Consider the following 15,076-nt stretch of genomic DNA (forward strand, 5'->3'; position numbering starts at 1 on the left):
CTAACGTTCGATCGTGCCGGTGCGGCGGATTTTCTTCTGCAGCAACAGGATGCCGTAGAGCAGCGCCTCAGCCGTCGGCGGGCAGCCCGGGACATAGATGTCGACGGGCATCACGCGATCGCAGCCGCGCACCACAGAGTAGGAATAGTGATAGTAGCCGCCGCCATTGGCGCAGCTGCCCATCGAGATCACGTAACGCGGCTCCGGCATCTGGTCGTAGACCTTGCGTAGCGCGGGGGCCATCTTGTTGGTCAGCGTGCCGGCGACGATAAGGACGTCGGCCTGGCGCGGCGAGGCGCGCGGCGCGGTGCCGAATCGCTCGATGTCGTAGCGCGGCATCGACATCTGGATCATTTCCACGGCACAACAGGCGAGGCCTGTCTGCATCCACATCAGCGAGCCGGTGCGGGCCCAGGTGATCAGTTGCGACGCCGTCGAGACCAGGAAACCTTTGTCGGCAAGCTCGGCGTTCACATCCATCATGAACGGATCGTCGGCGCCGATCGGCTTGTTGGTGCGCGGGTCGATCAGGCCCTTGGGCTGCGGCGCGACCAGCGTCTGTTCACTCAATCCCATTCCAGCGCGCCCTTCTTCCATTCGTAGATGAAGCCGATGGTCAAGACGCCCAGGAAGATCATGACCGACCAGAAGCCGAACCAGCCGACGTCGCGGAACGCCACCGCCCAGGGGAACAGCAGCGCCACTTCGAGGTCGAAGACGATGAACAGGATCGACACCAGGTAGAAGCGCACATCGAACTTCATGCGCGCGTCGTCGAATGCTTCAAAGCCTGCCTCGAACGCCGACACCTTCTCGGGGTCGGGTCGCTTGTAGGCAACGATGAAGGGGGCAATCATGAGGGCCAGGCCGATAACAGCAGCCAGACCGACGAATATGATGATCGGCAGGTAGTTGCTGAGCAACTCGTTCATTGTGCAGCCTAATGGTCGGGCCGGCTGGAGTGGCCGGCTCGCGCGGCCAGGCGGGCGATTTTGGGCCCGCGAGACGACGCGACTTCGTGTGGCACGGGCTTAGCCCACGCCTTGCAGCGATTCAAGGAAAACTAATGTTGATCATTACGATCAACTTAGCACGGAAAACTCGCTGAGACGCCCTGCCCGCAACGGTCTTCCGGCGATTGGCGCCGCCCTCGGGCTGGCTCACTCGCAAAGCCCTGCGAGGATCGCATGGCTCGCCGCGCCCGCTGACGGGGATTCGCCTAGAAGTGGAACCGCGCTCCCAAACTGAACTGATCCTTCGCGTTGCCGCCCTCGAGATCGAAGCCGCGCAGGTATTCCGCGTTGATCGAGATATCGTCGGTGACGGCGTACTCGATGCCGCCGCCGGCGAGGAAGTCCCGTTCGCCTGTGCCGCTGAACTCCATCCCATAGCCGGCCGAGGCATAGGCCAGAAGGTCCTCGGTCACCAGTATGCCACCCCGCCCCGTCACCCGGCCATAAGCGGTGTCGATCGTGTCGCTGGTCAGCCCCTGGAGGGCGACCTCGCCGCCGACGAGGAAGAAATCGAGCTGCGCATTGACGCCCGCAGCGATTCCCCCGCCGAATTCGGTGCCACGCACCTCGCTCGACTGCACCACTCCGTAGACGCCGGCATAAAAGCCGCTCCAGTCGAAGCCGGCTGCAACCGGAACGGCAACCTCGCTGGAGCCGACCGGCACGGTGATCAGGTCCGAAGCCAGGCTGGCGCCTGCCGTAGCCGCCAGCACTGTTCCTGCGAGCATCAATCGCAATGATTGCAGCATAGCCAGCCTCCGGGATCGCCTCCAACGGTTCCCAATGCACCTGAGTGACAGCGGTTCCATGGCAGAACTGCTCGTAGGTTACAAATGTGGTTGGGGAACGGCCATTGCAAGGAAGCAGCATGGCAAACCGTCATCCGGCGACGGCCACCCAAAGGACTTCAGCAATGTAAAGGAAAAGGGTGGCGCGAGAGACGGGGCTCGAACCCGCGACCTCCGGCGTGACAGGCCGGCGCTCTAACCAACTGAGCTACTCCCGCAGCGCTTGGCGAACAAGTCGTCCGCGCAACGTGGCGTCCGTTTAGAGGGCGGGTTGGGGAGTGTCAAGCGCCCAAACGGCGGTCACCGCATACTTTCTTCCAACTTTTCCACGTTTCCCTGCAAATGCCTTTGCAGCCATGGGTTTTTCGCCGGCTTTCAGCCTTCCGCGCCTGCCGGCCGGATGTTGTGGTTGTGACGGAAGACGTTATCGGGATCCCACTTGCCCTTGAGCGCACGCAGACGCGCCAGCTTCCGCGCCCCGAAGGCCGCATCGACGCGCTCCTGGCCTTCGTCGCCGATGTAGTTGAGGTAAACGCGGCCGGTCGACCAAGGCTTCAGCACCGCGGCGATCTCCTTAACCCGGGCGGTGTTCTGAGCGTTGTCGGCGGGATCCATCCAGCCGCAGATGTAGTGCACGTTCCACGGCGCGGTGCGCATCCCGAAGGCGGTGGCTTCCTCGTCGACCCGAGACGGCGCGCCGCCGCCCGGCACGAGGATGATCGCCGATTGCGGCGACAAGGGTGCCAGGGCCAGCTTCGCATAGGCATCGATCGCTTCCTCGGGCAATTCGTTGAGGAAATCGGCGGTCCAGTAGTTCTGCGAACCGGGGAAGTTGCCGCCCATCTTCTGGAACTCGGTGTAGGGCATCGGCTGCACCAGGTCGGCTGCCGGCGGACCGAAGGCACGAAACGGCGCCAACACGCCGATTCCCTCCTCGATGTCGCCGGCGTAGATCAGTTGTACCGCGACGATCGGTTTGCCGCGCGCGGGCGCGGGAACGAACGGTGCATCGGGCGCGGTGGTGAACGCCATGCCCATCCCGACCTCATCGGGCGCCGTCCGGACGAAATCCCGCATGTTGCGCAATACTGCCCCCGCCATCGGCGCCGGGTACAGCAGCGCCCCGGCCAGCACGATGGGGCCCAGCCGGTGCAGGCGGAAATGAAACGCCGTCACGATGCCGAAATTGCCGCCACCGCCCCGCAGCCCCCAGAACAGGTCGGGGTTTTCGATTTCCGAGGCCACGACCTGGCGACCGTCAGCTGTGACCACTTCGGCCGAGATGAGGTTGTCGCAGACATAGCCGAACTTGCGCTCCAGCCAGCCGCTGCCGCTGCCCAGCGACAGCCCGGCGATTCCCGTCGTCGGGTTGCGGCCGCCGGTCAGCGCCAGCCCGTACTCGGCGGTCGCCGCGTCGAACTCGCCCCAGTTCAGGCCTGCTTCGGCGCGGCAGGTCTGCGCCGCCGGATCGATTCGAATATCCTTCATGCCGCGCAGATCGATACAGACGCCATCGTCGCAGACGGCAGAACCGGTGACCGCATGACCGCCGCCGAACACCGACACCGGCAGCCGCTCGCGGTGTGCGAGGGCCAACGCCAACACCACGTCATCGGCGCTGCTGCAGCGGGCAATGACCGCCGGTCGTCGATCGATCATGCCGTTGTAAACGCGTCGCGCGTCGTCATAGGCGGCGTGGTGCGGTTGGATGAGGCTGCCTGCGAATCCAGGCAGGTCGAAACGGCTGACCTCGGCAATCGACATCGAGCCCTCCCGGCTTTCGTCCGACAACCCTTCGTAGCGGAGCTCATTGTACAACCGGACGACGCGGTGGCCCAGCCAGATTCGGCGGCACGGGTTGACGGGCTGCGGCCGAGCCCCTAGTTAGGGCGCCTTCGTCGCGCCCGGCTCAGCGCTTGCTGGCCACCAGGGGCGCCGACGGGCGGTTAGCTCAGTTGGTAGAGCATCTCGTTTACACCGAGAGGGTCGGCGGTTCGAGACCGTCACCGCCCACCATTCCCAAGAACAGCCGGCATGTGCAGCCCCGCCACACGAGGGGCCACCCTGCCCTACCCCGGAAATGCAAATGGCCCCGGCGACGAGCGCACGGGGCCAATCAGGTCAGTCGACCGGAACGCGGTCTTAGTTGATCGAGTCCTTGAGGCCCTTGCCGGGCTTGAACTTGGCCTGGTTGGAGGCCGGAATCTTGATCTCCGCACCCGTGGCCGGGTTGCGGCCGATCGAGGCTTTGCGCTTGGAAACCGCAAACGTGCCGAAGCCGACCAGACGCACTTCGTCGCCCTTCTTCAGCGACGCCGTGATAGCGTCGAACACGGCATCGACAGCCTCCCCAGCCTGGGCCTTGGTCAGGCCCGCCTTGTCGGCGACGACGCCGATCAGATCGTTCTTGTTAGACATAGCGTTTCCTCACTGTGGGATGCCCGCCCTCTGGAGGCGAACCAAAACGCCGTGACCCTTCTTCGATTCTGCTCGGAACGCAAGGAAATCCGGGCTTTTCCGCAAGTCAGGCACAGCAATCCTGTTAATGAACGGTCAATTCTGGCTCAACTTTGTCAGCCGTCGGGCGTCACTGTGGCAATGGGCCTCCTGCGGATGCCCAAAAGCAGCGGCAAAGCCAGCAAATACACGGCTCCCCCGACGATCCAGGTGAGCCCCGGCCAAGTCGGCTTGAGGGCAAAATACACCGTCGAGAAGAACAGCGGGCCGAACACCGCCGAGAGGCTGACGAGACTCGCCAGCACGCCCTGCAGCTTGCCCTGGTTGTCCGCATCGACCTGCCGTGTGGTGAGCGACTGCAGCGCCGGCATGCCGATACCGCCCAGCGCGAACAGCGGCGCCAGCGCGAACAGGATCCAGCCCTGCGCGGCGAAGCCGAGAATCAGTAGCGCCGTCAGTTCGCAGGCCATGCCGAGGATCATCGCCCAGCGCTCGCCCAACCGCGCCGCGGCCGGCCCGGTCAGCAGCGCCTGCGCGCCGGCGTGGAACAACCCGAAGGCCCCCAGCGACAGGCCGATCATCAACCCGTTCCACTGGAACATGTCCTGGCCGAACAGCGCCCAGATGGTGCCGTACATGGTGCCGACGAAGTTCATGATCACGAAGATGGCCATCAGCGGCAGCAACGCGGTGAAGCTCAACGCCCAGCCGAGCGGCCGGAACGGGTTGAGCGTCGCGAAATCGAACCTGGCGTTGGCGTCGCCCGACCGCGATTCCGGCAACACGAACAGCGCCAGCGCGAAGTTGACCGCGTTGAGGCCGGCTGCGACGAGGAACGGCGCCCGCACCCAGATATCGCCCAGAATCCCGCCGAGCACCGGCCCGATGATGAAGCCGATGCCGAACATGGCGTGGAAATAGCCGAAGCGCTTGGCACGCTCCTCCTCGGCCGAAATGTCGGTGATGTACGCGGTGGCGACCGCCATGTTGGCGCTGGTGATGCCGGCGATGGCGCGGCCGACCACCAGCATCCAGAGCTCCGGCGCGAAGGCCATCACCAGGTAGTCGATCGCGGCGCCGGCCAGCGAGACCAGCAGTACCGGTCGACGCCCGTAACGATCGCTGAGTACGCCGAGCACCGGCGAGAACAGAAACTGCATCGCCGAATAGAGCGCCAGCATGATGCCGATGATCATCGTCACCTCACCGGTATGGGTGACGTCCTCGAGCAGCCGCGGCAGAATTGGGAAGATCAGTCCGATGCCGACGGCATCCAGCGTTACCGCCGCCAGAATGACGATCAGTGCCTTGTTCAAGTCGGGGCCCTCCAGCCGGCTGACACGCGGGGCGTGTTCTATATTCGTTCTCATTTGGCGTGGCAAACGAAATGCCTAGATGGGGATCACGCGGGCGTTACACCAGAGGGAATCTTCGTGATCGCAGCACCACCGCCGGGGCCGGACGCGTTTGTTCGCAACCGCACAGACAAACAGAAGCGGCGCCCGCAGGCGCCGCTGGCTACGTGTAAAGCGCGGTGGTCAGTTCACTGCAATGAACGTACCATCCCCTTTGAAATAGCAGTTGAAGAAGGTCGTGCCGCTCGAGCCATCGAAGTAACCCTGCGAAACGTAGAGCTTGCCGCTCTTGAATGCGGCGTTGCTGGTGATGTCCTGCGGGCGCACGCCGAACTTGGCCGACGCTTCCCCGGTGCAGAAGCGAGGCATCAGGGCCACCGGCACCCCGTCGGCCGCGCTCACGGGCGGTTGGCTGGATGGCGGCGGCGTTGCGGGGCGGGACGGGCTCGGGTTCCGGGTCGACTCGTGCAGGTACTTGCCCGATACCCAACCATTGAGGCCGGTCTGATCCTCGATCCGGCACCAGCGGGTGGCCCCATTCATCTTGCAGCCGAGATTGCGGATGATGTCTCCCTCATCGATCACCCCGAGCACCGAGGCGCTCGATGAGGCCGAGGCGCGCACGTTCAGCGTGTCGCCGCGCGCCAGTCCATGAACCTGCCAGTAGTCCGGACCGCCCGCCAGGCCATCGGCGAAGTCCGGAGCCGGCTTGCCGGGCGCGGGCTTGCTCGCCGCTGCCTTGCCCTCGACCGAGATGGTCAGGTCGTAGTTGGCCTCCTCGCCGCGGCGCGCCGCATTGCGCATCAGGTAGACGTCGATCTTGTAGGCGCCGCTCGACGGAATGACGAACGAGGTGCTGTTGCCGTCGATCGAGCCGTTGTAGAGCGCCTCGGACGCCCCGGGCGCCGTGATATTGAAGTAATTGCTGGTATTGTCGGTATCGAGCTGCACGCTCATCCGTTGACCGGCCGTAACTCCCACCAGGTAGGTGACCGCCTCGTAGCCGGTTATGCTGTCCTCGATCGAGGTACTGCTTGCGCCGCGCTTGAACTTCACCGTTTCGGTCCGGGTATCCTGGGCAAGCGCCAGTCCGGTCAGGGCGACGACGGCGATCAATACCGTCGTGAGCCCAACACTCCATTTGCTTCGCATTCGCCGCTCCAATGCTGCCTTGAGAGTCCAATGGTGCAGCTACTCGTACGAGCATGAAGATTTCGTGGCGAGGTGGGGCCGCCATTGCTGCAACTGCGAGGATACAAACGAAAACGGCGCCTCACGGCGCCGTTTCCAGTTTCATCGATCAAAGCCAAGCTCAGTGCGGCAGGCTGGCGCCACTCTCGTCGCCATCGACCGAGGACTCGACCACCGGCACCGCGGCCGGCTTGTCGTCGTCATACTTCCACTCGATCGGCTCGGGCTGCCGGATCAGGGCGCGGCTCAGCACCTCGTCCATCCGGCTCACCGGGATGATCTCCATCCCCTCGGTCACGTTCTTCGGGATTTCCTTGAGATCCCGCGTGTTCTCCTCAGGAATGAGCACGGTCTTGATGCCCGAGCGGAGCGCTGCAAGGAGCTTTTCCTTGAGCCCGCCGATCGGCAGCACCCTGCCGCGCAGCGTCACTTCGCCGGTCATGGCGATATCGTGCCGCACCGGAATACCGGTCATCAGCGAAACGATCGCCGTGGCCATGCCGATACCGGCGGACGGGCCATCCTTGGGCGTCGCGCCTTCCGGCACGTGCAGATGGATATCGCGCGTGTCGAACAGCGGCGGCTTGATGCCGAGTTCGACGGCCCGCGAGCGCACGTAACCCGAAGCGGCAGTGATGGATTCCTTCATCACTTCCTTGAGGTTGCCGGTCACCGTCATGCGGCCCTTGCCATGCGTCATCACGCCTTCGATCGTCAGGATCTCGCCGCCGACCGAAGTCCAGGCGAGGCCCGTCACCGCGCCAACCTGCGGCTCGGCGTCGATCTTGTCATTCCGGAAGAACGCCGGCCCGAGATACTCTTCGAGCAGCTCCGAAGTGATGACCACCTTGGTCGACTTCTTGACCAGGATGTCGCGCACGGCCTTGCGCATCAGCTTGCTCAGCTCACGCTTCAGGTTACGCACGCCGGCTTCGCGGGTGTAGTTCCGCACCACGGCCATCAGTTGGTCATCGTCAATGACGAATTCCTTGGGCTGCAGGCCGTTCTCCTTGAGCGTCTCCGGGATCAGGTGCCGCCGGGCGATCTCGAACTTCTCCTCTTCGGTGTAACCGGAGAGGCGAATGATCTCCATGCGGTCCATCAGCGGGCCGGGGATGTTGAGCGTGTTCGAAGTGGTGACGAACATCACGTCCGAGAGGTCATAATCGACCTCGAGGTAGTGATCGGCGAACGTGTTGTTCTGCTCCGGATCGAGCACCTCGAGCAGCGCCGACGACGGATCGCCACGGAAGTCCTGGCCCATCTTGTCGATCTCGTCGAGCAGGAACAGCGGGTTGGACTTGCCCGCCTTCTTGAGCGACTGGATCACCTTGCCCGGCATGGAGCCGATATAGGTCCGACGGTGGCCGCGGATCTCGGCCTCGTCACGGACGCCGCCGAGCGCCATGCGCACGAACTCACGACCGGTCGCCTTGGCGATGGACTTGCCCAGCGAGGTCTTGCCTACGCCCGGAGGGCCGACGAGGCAGAGGATCGGCCCCTTGAGCTTGCCGGTGCGCGACTGCACCGCCAGGTACTCGAGGATGCGCTCCTTGACCTTCTCGAGGCCGTAGTGATCCTCGTCCAGCACCTGCTCGGCATAGACCAGGTCGCGCTTGACCTTGCTCTTCTTGCCCCAGGGGAGCGTCAGCAGCCAGTCGAGATAGTTGCGCACGACCGTCGCTTCGGCCGACATCGGGCTCATCGTCTTGAGCTTCTTGAGCTCAGCGTCGGCCTTGGTGCGGGCTTCCTTGGAAAGCTTGGTCTTCTTGATCTTCTCTTCGAGCTCGGTCAGCTCGTTCGAGCCTTCCTCGCCGTCGCCCAGCTCGCGCTGGATCGCCTTCATCTGCTCGTTGAGATAGTACTCGCGCTGGGTCTTTTCCATCTGCCGCTTGACGCGGGAACGGATGCGCTTCTCCACCTGCAGGACGCCGATCTCGCCTTCCATCAGGCCGAGAATCTTCTGCAGCCGCTCGCCCACCGAAACGGTGCCCAGCAGCTCTTCCTTCTGCTCGATCTTGATCACCAGATGGCTGGCGATGGTGTCGGCGAGCTTGCTGTGGTTGGTGATCTGGCTGACGGCGTTGACCACCTCGGCCGAGATCTTCTTGTTGAGCTTGACGTAGTTCTCGAACTCGGACTGCGCGGAACGCGCCAGCGCTTCGAGCTCGGTTTCGTCTTCCTCGGGTTCCGGCAGGGTAGTGGCTTCCGCCTCGAAGTAATCGACGGTTTGCAGGTACTGGTCGATCTTCGCCCGGCGCAGGCCTTCGACCAGCACCTTGACGGTGCCGTCGGGCAGCTTCAGCAGCTGCAGCACCGAAGCGATAGTGCCGGTGGCATAAATCTCATCAGGCGACGGATCGTCGTCCTGGGCATTCTTCTGGGTGACGACGAGAATGTGCTTGTCGTCGCGCATCACTTCTTCGAGCGCCTTCACCGACTTTTCACGGCCAACGAAGAGCGGCACGATCATGCCCGGAAAGACAACGATATCGCGTAGCGGCAGCACCGGGTAAACCCGATCGCGATCGAATCCGGCGCCGCCTTGGGTAACGTCCGACATATTTGGTCCTTTCCTGGGCGTCGGGCCTGTTGGGAGGAAGGGCAAGCCCGCGCCCGTCTAGCAATCGGGCCGGTCCCCAGGATGGGCGGCGAGCCTGATTCTGCTGATTAAATAGGGCGTCAGCACCAAAGGGCAAGTCAACCTACCCGTAATGACGGGTATGCTCGCAATGCGGCACTACTGTGTGCTGCGGTTGCATCAGCCGCAAACCGCTATGCAGCACCGACTGCCGGGCCGACATAGCGGGCCCGGGGCCGGATCAACTGGCCGCTTCCCGCCTGCTCCAGCATATGCGCTAACCAGCCGACGGTGCGCGCCAGGGCAAAAATGGTGGCCGGTGCGTGGGGTGGCAAGTCATAAGTGGCGCACAATGCCGCCAGTGCGAAATCGACATTGGGCCGCTCGCCCAGAAGGTCCTCGCCGGCCAGCGCCAGCGTCGCGAAGGCCGGCGGCACGTCGATGGCGCCCAGCAGCGCCTCGGCCCGAACGTCGCCCCGCCCATACAGCCTGTGCCCGAAACCGGGAACGATGCGCCCCTCCCCCAGCCATTCGCGCAAGCCGTCGCCCGGTCGGTCGGCAAGCAAACCGATATCGAGCGCCAGTGCCAGGACCGCCGACGCAGCCGTGCCGTGACGCGGCCCGGTGAAGGTGGCGAGGCCCGCCAGGGCGCCGGCCGACAACGACGCCCCGGTCGACACGGCGACGCGCGCCGCAAAGGTCGAGGCGTTGAGCTCGTGGTCGGCCAGCAGCACCAGGGCCTGCCGCAGCACCCCAGCCGAGTCGGGCCGCCCCAGGCTGTGCGCTAGACGCACATGCAGCGGACCGGCGCCGACGCCCAGCATCGCGTCTGCAACACCTCCGAGAACGCCCGCCGCCTCATTCCGCAACTGCCATGGCCCCAGACCGATGCTGGCACCGCCGGCGGCGGTCCGTGCCGCCAGTGCGGCAAGGGCCGCGGCCATCGGCGTCGCCGCAACCGGCCCTGGCGGGCTTGCCGGCAGGCTCCAGGCTCCGTCCCAGAGCAGCGTGGCGATATCTTCGAGCATTGCTGTCGTCGCCAGTTCCACGGCGTCCCGGCCGCGATAGTAGAGCCGGCCCTCGCTCACCGTGGAAATGGCCGACGGCAGCACGGGATCGCCCCAACTGATCGCCTCCGAGGCCACCGTAGCCGAACTTCGCCGGCCTCGCGCCCGCGATGCCAGCCGGTCGACGTCCTCCTCGCGATAGAGGCTGCGACGCGAATCCAACGGATCGGGCTTGGCTCGGATGCGACCGCGGCTGACGCTGGCATAGAGCGACTGCGGCTTCGAGCCGAGCCGCGACAGGGCCTCGCTGGCGTTCAGCCACATGTTGACCTCCCACGTTGATCAATATGATCAAGATTGACGTCAATATTAGCGCGCCTACCTTCCCTTGCAACTGCCAAGGAGAACTCGCATGAGCAACGGACTCGAAGACATCATCGCCGCGGAAACCGTCCTCTCGGACGTGGATGGACTGGCGGGCCGACTGATCATCCGCGGCGAGCCGCTGGCCGCGCTGGCGGGCCGCGTCGGTTACGAGGATGTGCTGTCGCTGCTGTGGGACGGCTTCTTCCCGGATTTGCCCCACGATCTGCGGCAGCCGCTGGGTGCTGCCCGTGCGCGGATGTTCGAGATGCTGCATCGCGAACTGCCGCTGGTTGCGAACCGCTCCGCCTTCGACGCGATGCGGTCGCTGATGGCGCTCCTGCCCGACGGCACCGACCTCGACAGTGCCCTGCTGCTCACCGCCGCCCCCGGGGTCCTGCTCTCCGCCTTGCTTCGCCTCCGGGCCGGAAACCAGCCGCTGACGCCGGATACCGACCTCGATCACGCAACCGATGTGTTACGAATGATGGGCGGCGCGGCACCGCGGCCCGAGCTGGCGCGGGCGCTGGGCAGCTACCTCGTCACCGTCGCCGATCATGGGCTCAATGCTTCGACCTTTGCGGCGCGCGTCGTCGCCTCGACCGAGGCGGGGTTGACCTCGTCCGTCCTCGCGGCACTTGGCGCGCTCAAGGGCCCACTGCATGGCGGCGCGCCAGGCCCGGTCCTCGACATGCTCGATGCGGTCGGCAAGCCGGAGAATGCCGAAGCCTGGATAAGCGCCGAGCTTGCTCGCGGCGAGCGGCTGATGGGCTTTGGACATCGCATCTATCGGGTGCGCGATCCGCGAGCCGATGCGCTGAAAGCGGCGCTGGCGCAGATCAGTGGCGCCGTCGACACCAACAGGATGGCGCTCGCCGCCGCAGTCGAGACGGCTGCCCTCAAGGCCTTGAAGCAGCACAAGCCCGATCGGCCGCTCGATACCAATGTCGAGTTCTACACCGCCGTGCTGCTCGAGGCAGTGGGCTTTCCACGCGATTGCTTCACCGCGGTGTTCGCTACGGGGCGGGTCGGCGGCTGGATTGCGCACGCCCGGGAACAGGCGGCCACCGGTCGCCTGATCAGACCGAAATCGCGCTATATCGGGCCGATGCCGAAAGTGGCGGCGTAGTTCAGCTGCTTTCAGAGCCGCCGGTGCTAGACGACCCCACCCCTGTCCCCTCCCCCTAAAAATGGGGAGGGAGACCAAAGCACTGGCTTCTCGGCAGGCGTCTCCCTCCCCCTGTTTGAGGGGGAGGGATCAAGGGCCGAACCGATAGGCCTGCTCGGAACTATGCCGCCACCTTGGGCGGCAGTTGCTGGCCGGGGGTCGACATCGAAATGGCTTCCTCCTCCGGCGACATGTCGGCCGGGACGTCGGCGAATAGCGGGGTCGAGAGGTAGCGCTCGCCGGTATCAGGCAGCATCGCCAGAATGGTCGAGCCCTCGGGCGCCGTCTCGGCCACCTTCAGCGCTGCGGCGAAGGTGGCGCCGGCGGTAATGCCGACGAAAATGCCTTCCTTCTGTGCCAACTGCATCGACTGCTTCATCGCATCGGGGCCGGCAATCGTCAGCACCTGGTCGAACAGCTTTTCGGTCACCGCCTCATTGGTGATCCACGGAATGAAATCCGGGCTCCAGCCCTGGAACGGATGCGGCTTCCACGCCGGATGACTGCCGGTCGCGGCATGGTCGGCGCGGCGCTCCTGCCCCTCGCCGCTGGTCAGCATCGGCGCGCCCTCCGGCTCGGCCACGATGATCCTGGTGTTCGGCATCTTGTCGCGCAGCACCCGCGCAACACCGGTCAGCGTGCCGCCGGTGCCGAAGCCGGTCACCCAGTAGTCGAGCTTCTCGTCGGCGAAGTCGCGCAGGATTTCTTGCGCTGTGGTGCGGGAGTGCATTTCGGGGTTGGCTTCGTTCTCGAACTGGCGGGTCTGAAACCAGCCATTGGCCTCGGCCAGTGACTCCGCCTTGCGGATCATACCGTTGGCGCGCTCGGCCGCGGGGGTCAGCACCACCTTGGCGCCGAGGAATCGCATCAGCTTCCGCCGTTCGACCGAGAAGCTCTCGGCCATGGTAACGACCAGCGGATAGCCCTTGGCCGCGCAGACCATGGCGAGCCCGATACCGGTATTGCCCGAGGTGGCCTCGATTACCGTCTGGCCGGGTTTCAGCGCTCCTGACTTTTCGGCCGCCTCGATGACGCCGAGCGCCAGGCGGTCCTTCACCGAACCGAGCGGGTTGAACGCCTCGACCTTGACGTAGAGCTTGACGTTTTTCGGGCCCAGCTTGTTGATCCGGACGACCGGCGTGTTGCCGATGGTCCCCAGAATATCCTTGAACTTCATGGTTCTTCCCTCTTGCTACCCCGTTGAGCGAAGAGATTACGCTCCGGCTATGACAGCGACAAGTGAACCAATGGTACGGAATCTGGGATGGGGGTCCATTGGTGATCACCGGACCACCCCCTCCCTCAATCCCTCCCCTCGGGGAGGGAAGCAGGGGCACCGCGCTTATTCCGTCGTCGCATCACCCCAATCGAGTTTCTTCGCCGCCTTGAACGCCGACTTGTCGCGGCTCGGCACGACGCGCGATTCGAGCCCATCCGCACCGCACACGGCCAGCGTCACCGAGAACTTGTTCTCCTCCGGCCGCCGCAGCACGCGTCCAGCCGCGGGCGCCCCTATGCCCGGCCGCGCGATGATCAGGTAGCTGTACTTCTCGTCTTCGTAGCCCAGCGTCCCGCCCTTCATCCGCATGTGCTCGCGGCTGCGGCTGAGCCGCACTGAGAAGTGGCACCAGTCGGGCTCAACCAGCGGGCACGCCCGTTCGTGCGGACAGGGCGCCAGCACCCTGCCCCCAAGTTCGATCAGCTGGCGCCGCACCGTCAGCAGGCGCTGGTAGTCGCGCGGCCGGCCCGGCTCGATGATCGCCAGCACCCCGTCGCTGTGCCGCCACAGCTGCTCCGCCGCCGCCAGCATCTGGGCATCGGGCAATTCGGTCAGCGCATAGGCACAGGTGACCAGGTCGTAGCGGGTCGCGAGCTGGAACCGCCCGAGATCGGCTTCCAACAGCTCTGCCGCGGCCAGCGCCGTGCCCTCGGCCAGTCTGGCGGCAAGCGTGAGGAACGCCCGGTTGTGATCCATCAGCGTCGCTGCAATTCCTTCGAATGCCGCCGCTGCCACCCAGCCCGCCGTCCCCGGCCCCGACCCGGCATCAAGCAGCGTTCGTGGCGCGAAATCCGGCGCCCTTGCCTGCAATTCATCGAGCACCGCCGACACCGCCGCATAGGTCGCCGGCATTCGGCTCAGCGCATAGGCGACCGCATCGTCGGCGCCGCCGATCACCTGGCGCGATGCGCCGCGTTGTCGATAATGCTCGGAGATGCGCGCCGAGCTGTCGCCCAGTCCCTTGCGTCCCTCGGCGAAACGCCGAACGGCGGCGCTGAGATCGGCCGGCAGGTCGGTCAAGGCCGGTTCGCCTTGCGGATGCTGTGTGCCAGTAGCGCGTCGCTGACCGCCCGCTTGAATCGGTCCTTGTCGGCGGCGGCATTGTCGACGATCTCGCGCACCCGCCAGAACTCGCTGCCGCCGAACGGTCCGACTTCGGCCCGGACATAGACGTCCGGCGAGTACTGCAGCACGGTGGCGTCGACCAGCTTCTGCGACATGATCTCGGTCGCCACCACGGCGGAATCGGTAATGCTCGGCTCACGCGAGGCGTCCAGCAGTTCGGGCGTCCGATGGACGTCGATGCCGATGAGCACGTCGCATCTGCCGGCGATGAGGCCGAGCGGCAACGGGTTGGTGACGCCGCCATCGATGTAGTACCGGCCCTCGACATTCACCGGTCGGAACAGGCTGGGGATCGCCAGCGATGCCGCGATCGCCGGCCGCAGCGGACCGCTGTCGAACACCTTCTCCTTCCACCCGTAGAAATCGGTTGCAACGACGGAGAACGGAATCCTGAGCTCGGCAAAATCGTCCGGGAAGCCGTCCGGCAGGAACGCCGTAGTGATCCCCATCGAGTTCACCTGCATCGACAGCCCGTCTTCGACCATCTGCTTGAAGCTGAACCGGTTGCGGTTCCACAGCGTCGAGGCAATCTGCTGCAGGCTGCCGAGCACGCTGTAGGCGTGCTCGCGCAGCTCGGCGCCGGTCATGGCGTTGGCCCAGCCCGAGCCGATCAATGCGCCGATCGACGAGCCCGCGATCACCGACGGCCGTAAGCCAAGTTCGTCCATCGCTTCGATATAGGGGATGTGGGCCAGACCGCGCGCCGCGCCGCTGCCCAGTGCCACGCCGATCCGCATGGTTCGCCTCCA

Annotated in this window: 13 protein-coding genes and 2 tRNA genes; 2 read left to right on the top strand and 13 right to left on the bottom strand. The window is 65.0% G+C overall.

Annotation, left to right across the window (positions count from 1 at the left end):
• The 5 genes from APS40_RS22805 to APS40_RS22825 form a co-directional block, all read right to left on the bottom strand.
• Window positions 1–576: a NuoB/complex I 20 kDa subunit family protein gene (locus tag APS40_RS22805; RefSeq protein WP_055049227.1), complete on the bottom strand. Its 576-nt coding sequence runs from the start codon at window positions 574–576 to the stop codon at window positions 1–3.
• Window positions 567–932 (bottom strand): NADH-quinone oxidoreductase subunit A, encoded by a 366-nt coding sequence (locus APS40_RS22810; protein ID WP_055049228.1) that lies wholly within the window; start codon window positions 930–932, stop codon window positions 567–569. The genes APS40_RS22805 and APS40_RS22810 overlap by 10 nt, the downstream gene beginning before the upstream one ends.
• A gap of 287 nt (window positions 933–1,219) precedes the next feature.
• Window positions 1,220–1,762: an outer membrane protein gene (locus APS40_RS22815; protein ID WP_236884162.1), complete on the bottom strand. Its 543-nt coding sequence runs from the start codon at window positions 1,760–1,762 to the stop codon at window positions 1,220–1,222.
• 180 nt (window positions 1,763–1,942) lie between these two features.
• Window positions 1,943–2,019: transfer RNA gene (locus APS40_RS22820), tRNA-Asp, on the bottom strand.
• Window positions 2,020–2,176: 157 nt separating this feature from the next.
• A complete protein-coding gene (locus APS40_RS22825; protein WP_055049230.1) occupies window positions 2,177–3,565 on the bottom strand; it encodes an FAD-binding oxidoreductase in 1,389 nt (462 codons plus the stop codon).
• Between the two features lie 176 nt (window positions 3,566–3,741).
• Here APS40_RS22825 and APS40_RS22830 point away from each other — a divergent pair.
• Window positions 3,742–3,817: transfer RNA gene (locus tag APS40_RS22830), tRNA-Val, on the top strand.
• A gap of 126 nt (window positions 3,818–3,943) precedes the next feature.
• Here the strand turns inward: APS40_RS22830 and APS40_RS22835 are convergent.
• The 5 genes from APS40_RS22835 to APS40_RS22855 form a co-directional block, all read right to left on the bottom strand.
• Entirely contained in the window at window positions 3,944–4,219 is a 276-nt protein-coding gene (locus tag APS40_RS22835; protein ID WP_055049231.1) for an HU family DNA-binding protein, read from the bottom strand.
• A 155-nt stretch (window positions 4,220–4,374) separates the two neighbouring features.
• Window positions 4,375–5,574: a Tet(A)/Tet(B)/Tet(C) family tetracycline efflux MFS transporter gene (tet, locus tag APS40_RS22840; protein ID WP_055049232.1), complete on the bottom strand. Its 1,200-nt coding sequence runs from the start codon at window positions 5,572–5,574 to the stop codon at window positions 4,375–4,377.
• A 222-nt stretch (window positions 5,575–5,796) separates the two neighbouring features.
• Complete coding sequence (locus APS40_RS24670; protein WP_082434615.1) at window positions 5,797–6,765, bottom strand: SH3 domain-containing protein; 969 nt, start codon at window positions 6,763–6,765, stop codon at window positions 5,797–5,799.
• Between the two features lie 160 nt (window positions 6,766–6,925).
• A complete protein-coding gene (gene lon, locus APS40_RS22850) occupies window positions 6,926–9,367 on the bottom strand; it encodes an endopeptidase La (RefSeq protein WP_055049233.1) in 2,442 nt (813 codons plus the stop codon).
• A gap of 212 nt (window positions 9,368–9,579) precedes the next feature.
• Complete coding sequence (locus APS40_RS22855; RefSeq protein WP_055049234.1) at window positions 9,580–10,716, bottom strand: citrate synthase; 1,137 nt, start codon at window positions 10,714–10,716, stop codon at window positions 9,580–9,582.
• Window positions 10,717–10,804: 88 nt separating this feature from the next.
• Between APS40_RS22855 and APS40_RS22860 the strand changes: the two genes are divergently transcribed.
• A complete protein-coding gene (locus tag APS40_RS22860) occupies window positions 10,805–11,884 on the top strand; it encodes a citrate synthase/methylcitrate synthase (RefSeq protein WP_055049235.1) in 1,080 nt (359 codons plus the stop codon).
• A 160-nt stretch (window positions 11,885–12,044) separates the two neighbouring features.
• Here the strand turns inward: APS40_RS22860 and cysK are convergent, their stop codons facing one another.
• From cysK to APS40_RS22875, 3 genes are all read right to left on the bottom strand, one after another.
• Entirely contained in the window at window positions 12,045–13,100 is a 1,056-nt protein-coding gene (gene cysK / locus APS40_RS22865) for a cysteine synthase A (RefSeq protein ID WP_055049236.1), read from the bottom strand.
• A gap of 165 nt (window positions 13,101–13,265) precedes the next feature.
• The gene (locus APS40_RS22870) at window positions 13,266–14,222 is read right to left on the bottom strand and encodes a small ribosomal subunit Rsm22 family protein (RefSeq protein ID WP_055049237.1); all 957 of its coding nucleotides are present in this window, start codon (window positions 14,220–14,222) and stop codon (window positions 13,266–13,268) included.
• Complete coding sequence (locus APS40_RS22875) at window positions 14,219–15,064, bottom strand: patatin-like phospholipase family protein (RefSeq protein ID WP_055049238.1); 846 nt, start codon at window positions 15,062–15,064, stop codon at window positions 14,219–14,221. Before APS40_RS22875 ends, APS40_RS22870 begins: the two co-directional genes overlap by 4 nt.
• Between the last annotated feature and the right edge of the window lie 12 nt (window positions 15,065–15,076).

The sequence above is a fragment of the Devosia sp. A16 genome (genome assembly GCF_001402915.1).
In the GTDB taxonomy this organism is placed as follows: Bacteria; Pseudomonadota; Alphaproteobacteria; order Rhizobiales; family Devosiaceae; genus Devosia_A.

Excerpts from the sequence above, each read along its gene's own strand:
- APS40_RS22875 (WP_055049238.1), bottom strand. The coding sequence starts at position 15,064 with ATGCGGATCGGCGTGGCACTGGGCAGCGGCGCGGCGCGCGGTCTGGCC.
- APS40_RS22810 (WP_055049228.1), bottom strand. The coding sequence starts at position 932 with ATGAACGAGTTGCTCAGCAACTACCTGCCGATCATCATATTCGTCGGT.
- cysK (WP_055049236.1), bottom strand. The coding sequence starts at position 13,100 with ATGAAGTTCAAGGATATTCTGGGGACCATCGGCAACACGCCGGTCGTC.
- APS40_RS22860 (WP_055049235.1), top strand. The coding sequence starts at position 10,805 with ATGAGCAACGGACTCGAAGACATCATCGCCGCGGAAACCGTCCTCTCG.
- APS40_RS22805 (WP_055049227.1), bottom strand. The coding sequence starts at position 576 with ATGGGATTGAGTGAACAGACGCTGGTCGCGCCGCAGCCCAAGGGCCTG.
- APS40_RS24670 (WP_082434615.1), bottom strand. The coding sequence starts at position 6,765 with ATGCGAAGCAAATGGAGTGTTGGGCTCACGACGGTATTGATCGCCGTC.
- lon (WP_055049233.1), bottom strand. The coding sequence starts at position 9,367 with ATGTCGGACGTTACCCAAGGCGGCGCCGGATTCGATCGCGATCGGGTT.
- APS40_RS22855 (WP_055049234.1), bottom strand. The coding sequence starts at position 10,716 with ATGTGGCTGAACGCCAGCGAGGCCCTGTCGCGGCTCGGCTCGAAGCCG.
- APS40_RS22835 (WP_055049231.1), bottom strand. The coding sequence starts at position 4,219 with ATGTCTAACAAGAACGATCTGATCGGCGTCGTCGCCGACAAGGCGGGC.
- APS40_RS22815 (WP_236884162.1), bottom strand. The coding sequence starts at position 1,762 with ATGCTGCAATCATTGCGATTGATGCTCGCAGGAACAGTGCTGGCGGCT.
- APS40_RS22825 (WP_055049230.1), bottom strand. The coding sequence starts at position 3,565 with ATGTCGATTGCCGAGGTCAGCCGTTTCGACCTGCCTGGATTCGCAGGC.